The organism is Maribacter corallii, assembly GCF_047345415.1.
Lineage (GTDB): Bacteria > Bacteroidota > Bacteroidia > Flavobacteriales > Flavobacteriaceae > Maribacter_C.
Window position 1 is genome coordinate 404,066 of the sequence record NZ_JBLFEP010000001.1, and the last position, 14,868, is coordinate 418,933.

The 14,868-nt window shown below is 43.4% G+C and carries 11 protein-coding genes; 7 read left to right on the forward strand and 4 right to left on the reverse strand.

Annotation, left to right across the window (positions count from 1 at the left end; genetic code table 11):
* Window positions 1–59 precede the first annotated feature (59 nt).
* Both ACKWCA_RS01885 and ACKWCA_RS01890 read right to left on the reverse strand, forming a co-directional pair.
* Window positions 60–791, reverse strand: a complete 732-nt coding sequence (locus tag ACKWCA_RS01885) for an NAD-dependent epimerase/dehydratase family protein (RefSeq protein WP_413976438.1) — start codon at window positions 789–791, stop codon at window positions 60–62.
* A gap of 133 nt (window positions 792–924) precedes the next feature.
* Window positions 925–3,312, reverse strand: coding sequence for an outer membrane beta-barrel protein (locus tag ACKWCA_RS01890; RefSeq protein ID WP_413976439.1), 2,388 nt, complete (start codon window positions 3,310–3,312; stop codon window positions 925–927).
* A gap of 201 nt (window positions 3,313–3,513) precedes the next feature.
* On the opposite strand from ACKWCA_RS01890, the gene ACKWCA_RS01895 reads away from it, so the two are divergent.
* The 7 genes from ACKWCA_RS01895 to ACKWCA_RS01925 all read left to right on the forward strand — a co-directional run bounded on the left by ACKWCA_RS01895 (window position 3,514) and on the right by ACKWCA_RS01925 (window position 12,002).
* Window positions 3,514–4,584, forward strand: a complete 1,071-nt coding sequence (locus ACKWCA_RS01895) for a sensor histidine kinase (RefSeq protein ID WP_413976440.1) — start codon at window positions 3,514–3,516, stop codon at window positions 4,582–4,584.
* A complete protein-coding gene (locus ACKWCA_RS01900; protein WP_413976441.1) occupies window positions 4,581–5,282 on the forward strand; it encodes a LytR/AlgR family response regulator transcription factor in 702 nt (233 codons plus the stop codon). The genes ACKWCA_RS01895 and ACKWCA_RS01900 overlap by 4 nt, the downstream gene beginning before the upstream one ends.
* 326 nt (window positions 5,283–5,608) lie before the next feature.
* Window positions 5,609–7,600 (forward strand): tetratricopeptide repeat-containing sensor histidine kinase, encoded by a 1,992-nt coding sequence (locus tag ACKWCA_RS01905; RefSeq protein ID WP_413976442.1) that lies wholly within the window; start codon window positions 5,609–5,611, stop codon window positions 7,598–7,600.
* Window positions 7,601–7,605: 5 nt separating this feature from the next.
* A complete protein-coding gene (locus tag ACKWCA_RS01910) occupies window positions 7,606–8,349 on the forward strand; it encodes a LytR/AlgR family response regulator transcription factor (RefSeq protein ID WP_413976443.1) in 744 nt (247 codons plus the stop codon).
* 232 nt (window positions 8,350–8,581) lie between these two features.
* Window positions 8,582–9,910 (forward strand): hypothetical protein, encoded by a 1,329-nt coding sequence (locus ACKWCA_RS01915; protein ID WP_413976444.1) that lies wholly within the window; start codon window positions 8,582–8,584, stop codon window positions 9,908–9,910.
* A 55-nt stretch (window positions 9,911–9,965) separates the two neighbouring features.
* On the forward strand, window positions 9,966–11,384 hold the full coding sequence (locus ACKWCA_RS01920; protein WP_413976445.1) for a leucine-rich repeat domain-containing protein: 1,419 nt from the start codon (window positions 9,966–9,968) through the stop codon (window positions 11,382–11,384).
* Window positions 11,385–11,402: 18 nt separating this feature from the next.
* Entirely contained in the window at window positions 11,403–12,002 is a 600-nt protein-coding gene (locus tag ACKWCA_RS01925; RefSeq protein ID WP_413976446.1) for a DUF6515 family protein, read from the forward strand.
* Window positions 12,003–12,100: 98 nt separating this feature from the next.
* On the opposite strand, the gene ACKWCA_RS01930 is transcribed toward ACKWCA_RS01925, so the two are convergent.
* Entirely contained in the window at window positions 12,101–13,252 is a 1,152-nt protein-coding gene (locus tag ACKWCA_RS01930) for an alpha/beta fold hydrolase (RefSeq protein ID WP_413976447.1), read from the reverse strand.
* 208 nt (window positions 13,253–13,460) lie between these two features.
* Window positions 13,461–14,765: a M20 metallopeptidase family protein gene (locus ACKWCA_RS01935; RefSeq protein ID WP_413976448.1), complete on the reverse strand. Its 1,305-nt coding sequence runs from the start codon at window positions 14,763–14,765 to the stop codon at window positions 13,461–13,463.
* Window positions 14,766–14,868: the final 103 nt, after the last annotated feature.

A 14,868-nucleotide genomic window follows, 5' to 3' on the forward strand; every position in this document is an offset into this window, starting at 1 on the left:
GAACGGACCTCAGGCTAACACAAAAGTACCTCATGAGAACACACGACAGCCATTCCACTTCAATCGCGTTTCAACCTAAAAAGTTCAAAGGCATCGGCTTTTGGCGCATACCCCACTTTGGTGATGGCTTCGGTTATCGCCAGTCTTTTGTAGCGATTGTCAGAGATGGCGTTCAAGACTTCATATTGAATACCTTCGGTTTCGATACATCGGACCAAGAGTTGATTTAGGTCATCGGGGTGCAGGTAGGCACTGAGATCACGGGCATTCATTTCAGTGAAATCTTCTGGAAATTCATAGGCCCCGATCCGCAAGCAAATGGCGGAAATCCCTTTGTTGTACGCATAATAGGCCGCCAAGGCTTCTCCGAAACACTTTGAGACCCCATAGGTGTTTTTCGGCTTCACCACCATATTTTCGGTGACCTGCACGTCGGTCGGGTAGCTTTCTATGGTTTGGGCACTGCTGGCAAAAATTACCCGTTTACATCCGGCTGTTGCCGCTGCCTTAAATAGGTGTTGGGTGGTTTTTATATTCGTTTCCAACAGCGCATCGGATTCCGAAACGGGGTCGACGATGCCCGCCAGATGGAGTACCGTATCGATTCCCTCACATAGTTTTTCGCAAACGGCGTAATCCATTAAATCCGCTTGAACAGTCGTGACATTCCCGGGAAAAGCAGCGTCATTCGTTACCAGATCGGCAATCTTGATGTCGTATGCCGTATGGAAGTTCGTTGCGAAATAGCTGCCTATTTTCCCCAAGCCTCCCGTTATCAAAATTTTTCTCATCCGTGCTCTGCTTCGTTTAGGTCTTTCAAAGGAAAACTAAAATGGCAGGAATATCAACTCCGGACACCACTATTTCAGATTCCCGAAAAAGTTGGGTTTTACGACCCCATGGGCCGCTCCCTTCTATAGCACCTCAAAACCTTCGATTTTCTTCTTCCCCAGAGGATTTGCGCTGGTAATTCGACTGCTTTAATTTTCCAAAATTATAGGTCGCCACAAACCGAAAGTATTGGGTATTGTTCACTCTATCGAACAAGATCAAGGTGTTGCCTAGATTATAGTCTCCATCGGGCTTGTTGGTCTGAAATATATCATTGGCCACCAGTTGCAGTTTTAAGGTGTTCTCGAAGAAGTCCGTTTCCAACCCTAGGGTAATCTCCGCCTGATTTTTTCTGGCATAGATGCCATCGTAGCGATTGCTTAGGTACCAAACGATACATTGCAAGCGCAAACCTTCGAATAAGGAGAATTTATTGTTGGTATACAGATAGGCTTGAGGCCTGGTCTTCCGAAAACCGAAGGACGATCGGGCATCGATCAATTTGTTATAGCTTAGGGTGGCCGAATTCATGGAGGTCCACCAATTGGTATTGATTGGCAAACTCAAGCTGGCAAAGACATCGTGTTGTCTGGTGCCATTAAAAGACTGCAGCACATAGGTTTTGGGGTCTTCTCCTTGTATCGCCCCTCCGACCAAGGGATCGATGGTATAATTGTACCCCACCTTCACCACGTATTTTTTGGTGCTTATCCCCGTTTCAAGGGCGTATATTTTTTCCGGGATCAAGTTCGGGTTCCCTTGAATGGAGGTAAAGGCATCTTGGTAAATGATGGTTGGGTTCAGCGATTGGTACGACACCCGCGCTATTCTCGAGGATAACGCGGCAAACCACGCTTTTTTGTCATCCAGATCAATGCCCAAGGTAGCACTCGGAAACAGATTGAAGTACCGATCTTCTATGACCTCGGTAGCATCCGGGGCCAGGTCATACCGGGTCAATTCGCTTCGAAGACCGAAACTGTACTTGAGTTTATCCGATGGGGTTCTTTTGTAATTGATGTATGCGGCATAAATCTGTTCGTTGTATTCAAAATCTCGGGATAGGCCTTCATCCAAGGTGAAATCGATCGTATTCTGCGAGACCAAGAAATCGGAAAAGGAGGTATTGCTCACACTTCCGAATTTGATTCCCGTTTCCAATTGGTCCTGTTTTGAAAACACTTTGGTCACATCAAATTGGGCGCTCAAAATCGGAATTTCACGGTTGACCAGGTTCTTCAATGTTCGGTCAGCGCGTTGCCCCTCACGTACCGATTCTTCATTGATCACATCATCTATAAGCGTTCTGAAGCGGGAATATTGGGCGCCGAGGTACAGCGATGTGCCCAACGTATCCAAGGCTTGCGCATAGTTGAGAACGAACGCATGCTGGGTGGTGCGGTCATCTTTATTGACCACACTTTCAAACTGTTCGAGTGCCCCATTGAAGGTGATGGTGTTGTTGCTGCTTTCCGTACCGCCCAGCTTATTGGTAAGCCCATTATAGGCGATGGAAAAATAGCTGTCCGCGTCAAAATTGTATTGTAGCCCGATGCCGTAATTACCAAAATACTCTTGGTCCCAGACCCAGTCGGTGGTGATATCCGAATTGAAAAAATCGCCTTCCGTTGCCCTATTCCGCGTGGTATTCAATAGAAAACGATAGGCCCCGAGTTGCATTCCATAATTTCCGGTTACCGAAAGCTTCTGTTTTCTGTAATCCAAGCTCAACGTGGTACTGGTATTCGTCGGTGAAAATTCAGAAACGCTAAGGTTTTGCATCAGTGTGCCCTTTACGCCTTCCATTGCCGCTGTTCTTGTACTAATATGGATGACCGCCTGCCCTTCGGCATCATACTTGGCGGAGGGGTTCGATATGATTTCAATCGTCTTTATTTCAGAGGCCTGAATGTTCGCTAACTGTTCGCTCAAAATACGCTGCCCGTTCAAATAGATAATGGCCGCCCCTTTACCGAAAATGGAAATTCCTTCGTCCTCCACAATGACATTTGGCGAACGCGACAGGATTTCCTGAACGGAATTACTGGTCGCCAGTATCGTATTTTCCACATTGACCTGTACCGTTCCGTCGGCCCTGGTCTCGAAGAGGGGCAGATTTGCGACCAGAACAACTTCTTCCAATTCGTTCAGGGCTTTCGCTACCACGATGTCACCCAAGTCGATTTCCGCATCACCTTCATAGTGTACCGTTAGCAGGGTGTCTAGGAACTCCAATGAAGTGAGCTTCAAGAGCACTTCTTCGCTATTCAAATTCGAGAGCTCAAACCTTCCATCGAAAAAACTGGTGCCCGCGATAATGGTCGAATCCTGAGGGGATATCACCAAAGCGTTTCCTAACTTCACCTGAGCATCCGCATCGATAACCCTACCTGAAATAGAGTGGATCCGCTGTGCGTTGGCCATGGTTTGTATGAAAAGAAAGAGTAGAATGAATAGGGTGATTTTTAATGAATCGTTCATGACAACTACGGTTTGTTTCTTCAAAACTACCTTTGGAGTCCCCTGGTTTTTCGGAAAGTAGACGAACTTCCGACTTTCGTATATGGAGGCTACATTTGGTATTCATAGCCCATTTTCACCCATTCGTCTACTGCCTTGCCCGTTTTGTAGACAATAGGTTCCGAACGGCCTAATAAAGATTATTTTTATCATTTTGCGACGATGAGACAACTGCTTGCCTATTTCGAAAACCCGGTATTAAAACACGTACTGTTTTGGGTCATGGTGTACCTGTACTTCGTGCTATCGGTAAACAACATCAGTAGTTTTGGGGGGTACCGGTTTCTCTTCGAATCGTATGGGGTTATTGTCGTCGTACAGATGATCACGGCCTATGTCTGTATCTACTGGTTGATCCCAAAATTTCTGAACCAGAAAAAAACCGGACTTTTTATCTGGTGGATGTTCATATTGCTGGTGGTCCTATTTGCAATCTACCAGGCCGTTAAGACCTACTATTTTGATGTGGAATACTTTGATACCTACAACGAGATACAACGCCAATACGCGGTAGAATCCTATGGAAAACGATTGACCTATTTTTCGGTTTTTCTAAGTAAGATCATCTTGTACCTCACCCCAACAGCCCTGCTGTTAATGGCCCGTTTTTATAAGAACCAAAAGAAGTTCTTGCAGTTAAATGAGCAAAAAAAAATAGCGGAATTGACCGCCTTGCGGAATCAACTCAATCCACATTTCTTGTTCAACACCTTAAACAACCTCTACTCCCTAGCACTGGATAAGTCAGATAAAACCCCGGAAGTCATTGAGCGCCTTTCCGATATCCTAGATTACATTCTATATCGTTGCAAGGATGATTATGTTCCTGTTCAAAAAGAAATCGAATTGATCGAAAACTATCTTTCCTTGGAAAAGGTACGCTATGGGGAACGTGTTTCGGTCCAGTTTGCACATGCGATCCCTATTGAGGTGAACATCGCTCCGTTACTACTATTGACTTTCGTAGAAAACGCCTTTAAACATGGGGTGGTACAAGAGTTGGGAAGCGCAGAAATCAACATAACATTAACCATGGATGCTAAAAATATACTATTTTCAGTATCCAACTCAAAACCCAGTACTGCCATTGAAAAAACAATGGAAAAAGGGGAGCCGCTGGGGCTCAAAAATGTCATACAGCAATTAGACCTGTTATACCCTAATGCGTATGAACTGACCCATGATGACCAAAAGAGCAGCTATACCGTTGTGCTAAAGCTAGAACAAAAATGAAGTATCGATGCATCATAGTCGATGACGAGGAACTTGCGAGAAACCTGATTCAAAAACATTTGGCGCAGTTGGATGATTTTGAATTGGTCGCCAATTGTGCCAGTGCCATCGAGGCCAATACCGTTCTTAAAAACGAAAAAGTAGACCTCCTATTTTTGGATATCGAAATGCCCGTTCTCAAGGGAACGGATTTTCTCAAAAACCTACTACACCAACCCAAGGTCATTTTTACTACTGCCTATCGCGATTTTGCCTTGGAGGGGTTTGAATTGAACGCGGTGGACTATCTCTTGAAACCCATTTCCTTTGCCCGTTTTTTCAAGGGAATCGAAAAGTTTCTAGAGCAGACCCCTTCACCTACCGCTCCGGTGAACACTAGGGAGGAACGTAAAATCGATTCCATTTTTGTACGCAAAGACAGAAAACAGGTCAAGCTCTTATTTGCCGATATCCTCTATATCGAAAGTGTGAAGGATTACGTAAAGATCATCACGGAAAAGGAGACGCACCTGACCAAGTACAGCCTCTCCGCTTTTCAGGATTCTTTGGATGATCGATTTATCAGGACCCATCGTTCGTACCTTGTCAACTTGACTAAAATTACGGCCTATACGAACCATGATGTCGAAATCGGAACATTTGAAGTGCCTATCGGGGATAGTTATCGCGCAGCGGTACTGGACGCGTTACGGCATTGAAAAAGAGGTGTGTTTTTCCATAATCCGTTCCACTGGGAATCATTTGAACGGTCTTCTAAAACAGACATTTTACGAAAGTGCTTTAATGAAATTGCCAACACTCCTTTAAAGGTTCGTTCTTGATTTATTAGCGTGGATTCCCTTTTCGCTTGCCGACGAATAGCCCTCTTCGACCATTTACTGTTGTCATACGACCACTTACTAGTTTGGGCAATTACAATCCATTTAGATGGCTGATATTCAATCTTTAAAGTTATTTTCTTGATTTGCATTGAATGGAAATTCATTACATTTAGAGAAGCTTCCCCCTAACTAAAGCGATTGCCATGAAGCCAAATCCACTACCCTATTTCATTCTTTTTATCGGTATGATTGCCTGTGCGCCAATTCACGCGCAAAATGAAGTAAAAATCGATAGCCTGAAACTAACCCTTGAAACCGGGCAGACCGATTCAACCAAGATAGATACGTCGATAGCACTCTATCATGAATTGGTCAAAAAGGACACCACAGCAGCGCTGAAGTATCTAAATAACTCCATTTCGTTAAGTGAACAAACAGCTGATGTCAATCGTCTTGCACAAGCATATCTAGCGCTTTGCAACCATTATTGGAAACGTGGCAACCTGCAGCGTTCAAAGGAAGCGCTACAGCTGGTAGAAACAAAAATACCCCTGATCAGTAACAAGGAGATTGTTGCAAAATTCTATTTGGAAAAAGGTATTGTACGACATCGGGAGGGAATTTACTTAGAAGCGATCACCAATTTTCTTGAAGCAAAAAGTCTTTATGAAGTGTTGAAAGATACCCTAGCGACCTCCAAATGCCATAACAATATCGGTGGAAGTTATTGGGAAATGGACCAGCCCGATGAGGCTTTGGAAAACTATCTGAACGCCATGAAGATCTTAAAATCCACCAAGGCGTACAATGAGGTTTCCTTTTCTAGAATACTGGGAAACATCGGCTTGATCTACAGACAGAAAAATCAATTCAAAGAGGCCTTGGTCTACTATGAAAAATCATTGCGCCTCAATAGAAAAAACAACATGAAACTAAGCGAGGCGATCAACCTTCAAAATATCGGGTCTTTGTATAACAACATTAAGGATTTTGATAAGGCGCTACCCTATTTTCAAGAAGCAAAAAAAGTAGCGACCGAAATCGATGATAAAATCGGGATTTTATATGCCAACCACAGTATTGGAAATCACTACAACAGTTTAGGAGCCTATGCTAAAGGTATTCCTATTTTAAACGACAATCTTGTATTGGCCCAAGAGCTAGACAGTAATGAGGAAATCAAAAACCTCAATAAGGATATTTCGGAGGCCTATGAAAAAAAGGGGGATTTCAAACAGGCCTTAACGTATCGGAAAACGTACGAAAAATGGGATGATAGCCTTACCAATACAAGTCATTTACAAAAGGTCAAAGAGCTTGAACTACGTTTTGAAACCTCAAAAAAAGACAAGGAAATTGCAGTACTGACCAAGGAAAATGAGGTTCAGGAGGCCAAATCGGAAAGGGAAGCCACCTTGCGAAACGCCCTCCTAGGCGGCCTTATTTCATTGATCATCATAGGCTTACTCTTATTCTATACCATGCGACAACGCCTAAAAAATCAAAAAGTACTTGCTGCAAAAAATGAGGAAGTCAACAAGGCCAAACTTTCGGAGAAACTACAGCATCTCGAAATGAAAGCGCTTCGCGCCCAAATGAATCCGCATTTCTTGTTCAACAGCCTGAACTCGATCAACACCATGATTCTTAACGATGAAAACGAAAATGCGAGTAGGTACCTTTCAAAATTTTCCAAACTCGTACGCTTACTTTTAGAAAATTCGGAACAACCTATGGTATCGCTCAAAGATGAGATGGATATGTTGGAAACCTACATTCAATTAGAGGCACTTCGGTTCAACAACAAATTGGACTATGCCATCACTATCGACAAAAACGTAGATCAAGAAAATACGCTGCTGCCCTCGATGGTCATGCAACCTTTTGTAGAAAATGCCATTTGGCACGGCCTGTTGCATAAAGAAAGTAAAGGGCTATTGACCCTGACGATCAAAGAAGAGGCGAACACCTTGCATTGTAGCATTGTCGATAATGGCGTGGGCAGGGAAAAATCGGTAACCTTAAAAAAAGAAGGGGGACTCAAAAAGAAATCGATGGGCATCAAAATAACGGTCGATCGCCTTAAAATTTTGACCGAACAGAAAATTCAAGATGTCATAAATATCATAGATTTGAAAGACGAGAACGAGAATGCGCTTGGCACTCAGGTCAACATTCAAATTCCTATTGCATAAAACCCATGATTAAAGCCATACTGATCGATGATGAAGCAAAGGCCCGACAAGGGCTTCGCCTGGTATTGGAAAAGTATTGCCCTGAAGTAGAAGTGCTCGCACTTTGCGAATCGCCCGAAATCGGGCTTGAAAAAATCGCGACACTACAACCCGACCTTGTATTCTTAGACGTACAAATGCCCAAGATGTCCGGTTTCGATGTATTGGAAAAAGTCCGGGATATCAATTTCGAGGTCATTTTCGTCACTGCCTATGACCGGTACGCCATCAAGGCCATCAAATTCAGTGCGCTCGATTACCTCTTGAAACCTGTTGATGTGGACGAACTGGTGGCTGCGGTCAACAAAATTTCCAGTAAACAACACGATAAATCCCTTCAGTATACCTCGCTGTTCAACAACGTAAAATCGGATTCGGAAAAATTAAAGCGATTGGCCATTCCGTCAGATAATGAAATTATCATGCAGCCCATTGCGGATATCATCTATTGTGAGGCGGCCAGTAGTTATACGACCCTATATTTGACCAATAAAAAAAAGATAACCGTCGCCAAAACCCTAAAGGAATTCGAAAATATACTACCGGAGAGCGATTTCTGTCGCATTCATCACGGTACCTTGGTGAACCTGGCCCATGTGGTTAAATACGTCAAGGGTGAAGGCGGTTATGTCATTATTTCAAACGACCGGCACCTCAACGTTTCCCGAAGAAAAAAAGAGCGTTTTCTACAACAGTTGTATCAAGCCTGAATCCACCTACTGGATCTTAATTCTCACTTACTTCCTTAGGCATACCACTTACTAGTTTGGCCTAAATCCCCTGAGGTTACCGACCTATTTTTACCCTCAGAATTACGAAGGTACGCGTAGTCTTGACCAAAACTACCGTATTGATTCAAACCAAAATCAGCTCCCCCTAACACGAACAACATGTTTTAAAGGCTATTCCCCAAACTGTAATGTGAAACTAAAATTTAAAGTCATGAAGTACTTGAAAAAAATCAAACCCGATTATCTATTTCTTTTGTTGCTGGTCATTTTGTTGGCAGCCTTGAATTCGTGTAGTGAAGACGATATTATGAAAGACCTTGAAGACCCGGCCCCTATTGGTCAGAACGACCCCGACCCTGACCCCGATCCCGACCCGGACCCAACCCCAGATCCGACGGGCACGGTAGACCCTGATGCGAATAAGGTTAGTGAAAGTTTGATTTTTAGAAATGGAGTAAAGCACGATGGCCAAATGCCAACTTCTTCAAATATAGTTGATATTGCAATTGACAGAGAGCAAATTGTTTTGGTAGAAGGTGTAGAACCAGGAATACTTTTTCGCAAGCCACCTGGCATGGTTCTACAAACTCTGTATACCTATATTCCTGGCAGTGATTCTTACCAGGAAGCTGAATTTGAAATGGAGGTAGAAAATGATACTGTCGTATATTTTAATTTTGCCTTTGATACAAGCGGCTGGGAGCTTCCTGTAGCTTTCGAACTCGCCTTAGCGCCAATTGACGACACTGGAACACCGGTAGATGCATTTGTTGTACCAGTAGTCGTAGTTGAAACTACAGATTATAGTTCAGGGTGTTCAAACCCATTTGCCGATGGTCCGTTGCACTTCTATTGGCGCTATCGTAAAGATCTCAATACCAATGAACATATTTACAACGGTCAGGTCATTTCATATCCCACTACTCCTACAGGTTGTTGCGGTCCTAATGGGAGCTACTTTCATGGCTGCGATCCAAAAGGCAACCAAGCACAGGAAATCAATGCCGTGATTAAATCATGGGAACCAGAATTGGAATCCATTACTTTCTATCCTGATGGCACGGTTACCGGATATTTATTGAATAAGGGTAGTAGAAATATTGACCAAATCAATTCCGACTATTGCAATTTAATTCCCACTTATTTGCCAGAAACAAGAGTTGACAACGTGTATAGCGGCACTTATACGTTCAACCCCAATGATTGTACCATCACCATCGACCAATTAACCGGACAGGTAGAAGCTGTGTATAGTGAGTTTAACGGGGATTATATTGGAGATTGGCCTAAATACATAGGTGCGGGTTTTGGATCGGGAACGACCTATCAAATTGAAGATTTTGAGCTTAATTTCCCTCCATTAGGAATAGAAATTTTTAAGAAGAACGATTATCTCTATGAACGTCGGAATAATCCCGAAACCGGTCAACCTGAAAGCTTTAGATGTTGGATAAATACGGACGGCGCCGATGCAGACCTTTGGTTCACACGCGCTAGAAAGTACGACCCCGCAGATCGTGATGGTCTTCCAACAGACTAAGTTATTTGGATAAAAAGTCAATCTTAAGTTGCATCAAGTTGTAAAAATTAACATTATGAAAAATAATCTATATCCATTTACCCTATTCATTTTCTCATTACTCATCTTGCAAACCGCCTGTAGCAAAGACGATGCGCCACCACCACCTGAAGAGGAAGAGGAAAAAGAAAACCCTGACAACCCAGACGGAATCGTTGACCCAAATCAAGACCCTATCGAGTCCGCCGACTATCTGGCCCTCAAAGCCCTTTACGAAGCCAATGATGGCAATACCTTAGGGTGGAATCTAGATGATCCTAGCATGAGCAGTTGGCAAGGAGTCGGTCAAGAAAACGAAAGGGTCGTTCGTTTGGATGCGGAGGATAAAGGGTTGAAAACCTTGGTGCCCGAAATCGGAAGTCTTGACATGCTCGAAGAGTTGAATCTTGGCAGTAACCAGTTTGAATCGATTCCCGCAGCGATGGGGCAATTGGGCAAACTTCAATACCTGCGCTTGCAAGAAAACCAATTGGACTCTATTCCTTTGGAACTAAGTGATATCACTACCTTAAAACAGTTTGGGCTGGCCAACAATAGGTTGAAAAAAATTCCTGACGAAATCGGAAGCCTTATCAATTTAGAGGTATTGAATTTGAGTGATAATGAACTGGTCACACTTCCGGAAACCATTGGAAATCTGGTCAATCTTACTCTTTTGAATATCAAAAACAATGACCTCGCCCTGATCTCGCAAAAAATCTGTGATCTTGAAGAAAATGGATCGACCATGATCAACAAAGACAACAGGGCGCGCTGTGATTTGGTTTCTGTTCATTATGAAGCCCTGTTCGCTCTTTACGTCGCAAACCCAGGAAATACCCTTGGTTGGGATCTTGCGGATACCAGTATGCAAAGTTGGACCGGACTCACCTTTTTTCCTGACGGATCTGTTTCCCAACTCAGATTAGCCTTCACAGGGGTGACCCATATCCCAAAGGAAATCGGGGATCTTAAGGGGCTGGAATCTATCGACTTCGGTGATTTGAATATTGAGTACATCGCTCCCGAGATAGGAAACCTGACAAGTCTTGAAACCCTTTCGGCCCCCTATGCCAATATCAAGGAGTTACCAGCGGAAATTGGGAATCTTGTAAACTTGCGTCAATTGAGTCTTGATAACAATCAGCTCAAAGAACTGCCGGAAGAACTAGGCCATTTGCCAAAACTGGAAGGACTTAATCTGCAAGACAACCTTTTGGAATCCATTCCTGATTCTTTCAGCAATCTCATGGCGCTTCATTCAGTGGCGTTATCGAATAACAAGCTCTCACAAGTACCCGAGGCATTTATTCAACTACCGGAACTCACCTCAATTTATTTTGAGGGCAACCCTCTGGCCAGCTCCTTATCGACCGCGCTATGTGACTTATATATTTCAGGGGTGTTGGCGCTTGATGCCTCACAAATAGCCACGTCGGGCTGCCCGACACCGTAATGATTCAAAAAAATTGAAATGAAACAGCTATTGATCAGCTATTGCTTATTGGTTTTGGTATCCGTATTCGTTTTTCCGGAACCATTGAACGCTCAACGTACAGTAGTAAAACGTTCTAAAGTGGTCCGCAAAAGAGCCTATGTTCGCCCGGTTCGGGCAAGACGGGTTGCCCATTATCGCTATCGCGCCTTACCACGATGGGGGAGAACTGTCAGAACTGTTGGTGCAGGTGCTATTGGAATACGATTTGGTGGAATCGGGTACCGTTTTCATAAGGGTATCTGGTACCGACCAAAAGGGAAGAGATTTATCGTGGCTAGAGCACCCTTTGGCGCCCGCGTAGGTATGGTACCTGTAGGACACCTGAAATTGGCCGTAGGCCCCAATACCTACTTCTACTATTACGGCACTTACTATTCACCAACCATCGATTCAAAGGAATACCAGGTCGTAGAAGCCCCAATAGGTGCCGAGGTAGATGCCTTGCCCGAAGGGTATACCATTGTAAAAATCAATGACAAAGCATACTACAAATTCGAGGACGCCTATTACGAGCCCCAAATGGACTCAGCGAATACGGAGCGTTATGTAGTGGTAGCATCACCTATAGCAAATTAAAACGATGCACTGGATACTTCCGAATATACTTTGACAGTAGTTTTATGAACCTCATGACCGCATCTTTTGAAATGGCATCTATTTAATTTTATGCGCTGTTATTCCTGTTTCAATTGCTCTAATACTTTCTTTCCATTTTCATTTTCCGGATTCAGTTCAACCGATTTCCCGTACATTTTGATGGCTTCCGCTTTTCGATTCGCTTTCAATAGCGCTTCGCCATAACTGTCATAGGCATTCGAACTTTCCGGATACAGCATCGTATTTAATTTAAAGACTTCCAAGGCCTTTTCAAGTTCTTCATTCCCCAGCAAGGCATAGCCCCATTCATTCAAATCATTTTCCGAATGTTTATTTTCTAGTTCTATTTTTTTCGCCTCGATCGCTAGTTCGATGGCATTGTCCTGGGCTTTTTTTAATAACGCAATTTGCTCGTTTTCGTCAAGTGTTTCCGAGTAAGCCTTTATAATCGTGTTGATGATCAACCCAGGGTTATCCTTAAAGATATAATGACCGCTTCCCTCCGCAATAAGTTCAACTCGATTGGATTCGGCATCCACAAAATCTTTATGGACTTTTTTGATGAGGGCCCAATATTCATCAGGAAACCCTCTGTTGATCGGTGAAATAATATCGATCACGGGAACATTCGAAGGAAAATCGATTTTGCGTAGTACCTGAACGGTTTCAGGATAGTTTTTTACCAAGTAATAGATGCCTAGCGTTTCAGGACTTTTCGGAGGGGCTTGCTCCGCCGCCATTATTTTCAGTACCTCGTCTGTATACACGCCTACCAAATTTGCATCAATGCGTACCACATACTTCACCTTGTCAGGGTGGCGTGAGGCATAAAGCGTTGTATAGAACCCCCCGTAGGAATGTGGTACTAGAATGATTTCTTTGTCAAAACCCAGTTTTGAAAGACCGGTCTCCAGTTCTTTCATCCCATTTGCAATTCCAAAATCCGAATCGTTTTTCAAATTTGGATTTAATTCACTTGTTCCAAATCCGGATCGATCATAGGTAATCAATGTAGTACCGGTCACCTGATGGATTTTTTCCAATATATTGTCCCAAATACCACCATCATTACCGGCACCCGCCTCAAAAAGAATGGGAGTCCCCTCCCCCTTCAATAGTTTAAAATGCATGTGATAGCCCCCAACATCTACTAATGTATCTAAGCTTTGCGCATGTAGTGTTAGGGATAAAAAGAAAAACAATAGGAATTTAACATAGAGATATCTCATCTGGCCTGTGGTTTAAAGTTTAATTGCTATACGACAAGTGTTCTCCATAAATCTGGGAACACTATAGGAAATTAAAGCCCACACATTTAGTGCCACGATTGTAGCGGGTCTACAATGTTTCACCAAACGGCAGGCAATCAAGACGAATGGAGAAGGGCATTACACTCCTTACTATTCCTCTTTTTAAGGGCATTTCAAAAGACTACGTCTACTTCGCGAGTCGTTCAATCACCATTGAAGAAAAATAATTCACGCCTGTTTTAATGCATTCTTCATCAACGGCGAAATTGGGGGTGTGCGGCATCGCCATCATTCCTTTCTCCGCATTTGATCCGCCCAAAAAGAAATACACCCCAGGCACGGATTTCTGAAAATAGGCGAAATCATCACTAAATTGAAGTGGGGCGACCCCATATAAGGGAATCACACTTTGCTTTCCATAGATATTGGAAATACTTTTCATCGCGTCATTGGTCAGTGCCGCATCATTCATTGGGGTTTCCATAACGGGCAGTCCTTCCTGTAAATTGAACCGAACGGAAAGTAAGTCTTTAGCATAGGTCGAGGCTTCGATCTTGTTTTTGACCATCGGCAAAAAGGCATCCAACTGTTCTTTGGAACTTGTATTGAGCACTACTCGTATGGTCAAGGTATCGTCCGATTTTTGAACCTGAAAATCACCGATTAAGGCCGTATAATCTGTATAAATGGTATTGGGGCTCGTCACGCCTAACGCTGGGCTAAATAGGCTGTTATTATCCCAAAAAGCAGTGTCCGGTCCATAGGTTTGCAGACTCCCCATCACTTTTTTGGTGAAATCGACCAGATCCTCTTGGTTCTCGGATACGTTGTACACGATTTCGGCGACCGTAATGTGAGCAAACACATTTTCTGATTTCGTGGCTATCGTACCAACCGGATACGGAGACATATGCAGCCCATAAATTTCATCAGGTTGAATCAGATCGAATAATCCATCTGCAATCATTCCTTTTGCACCCTTGTTGATTTCTTCCTCAGGTTGAAAAACAAAATAGAGGGTGCCGTCCAGTTCTTCCTTTTGGTGGGCCAGCACATTGGCGATTCCCATTCCTATGGTGGTGTGAAGGTCATGACCGCAAATATGTCGTACGCCTTTGTTTTTTGATGGAAAATCTACCACATCGGGTATCTCCGTAGGTATGGCATCGATATCGGCCCTCCAAGCGATTCGTTTTCCGGGTCTACCCGTATCCAAGATTCCGATAACACCATAGCCTCCCACACCAGTCTTCACCTCTAGCCCTAAGGCTTGTAAATAAGCGGCGATCTTTTCCGAGGTCCTTTGTTCTTTTCCTGAAACCTCCGGATGTTGGTGAAAATCCCTGCGAATCTGTACTAGACTATCGAAAATAACCGCAGTGTGCTGTTGTACATTTTTATGAATCGCGCGTTCATTTGTGGTATGCTGACCAAAAACATAGGATCCCAATAGAAGAACTAGTACGCTTAAGGTGATTTTTTGTGACTTCATGATATTTTATTTAATGATTATGGGTGCAATATCATTTTTTCAGTGGCTCAAGGGAAGTCGTTTTTTCTGAACTATCGCAATGGGTAGTTGAACTGTAACCACC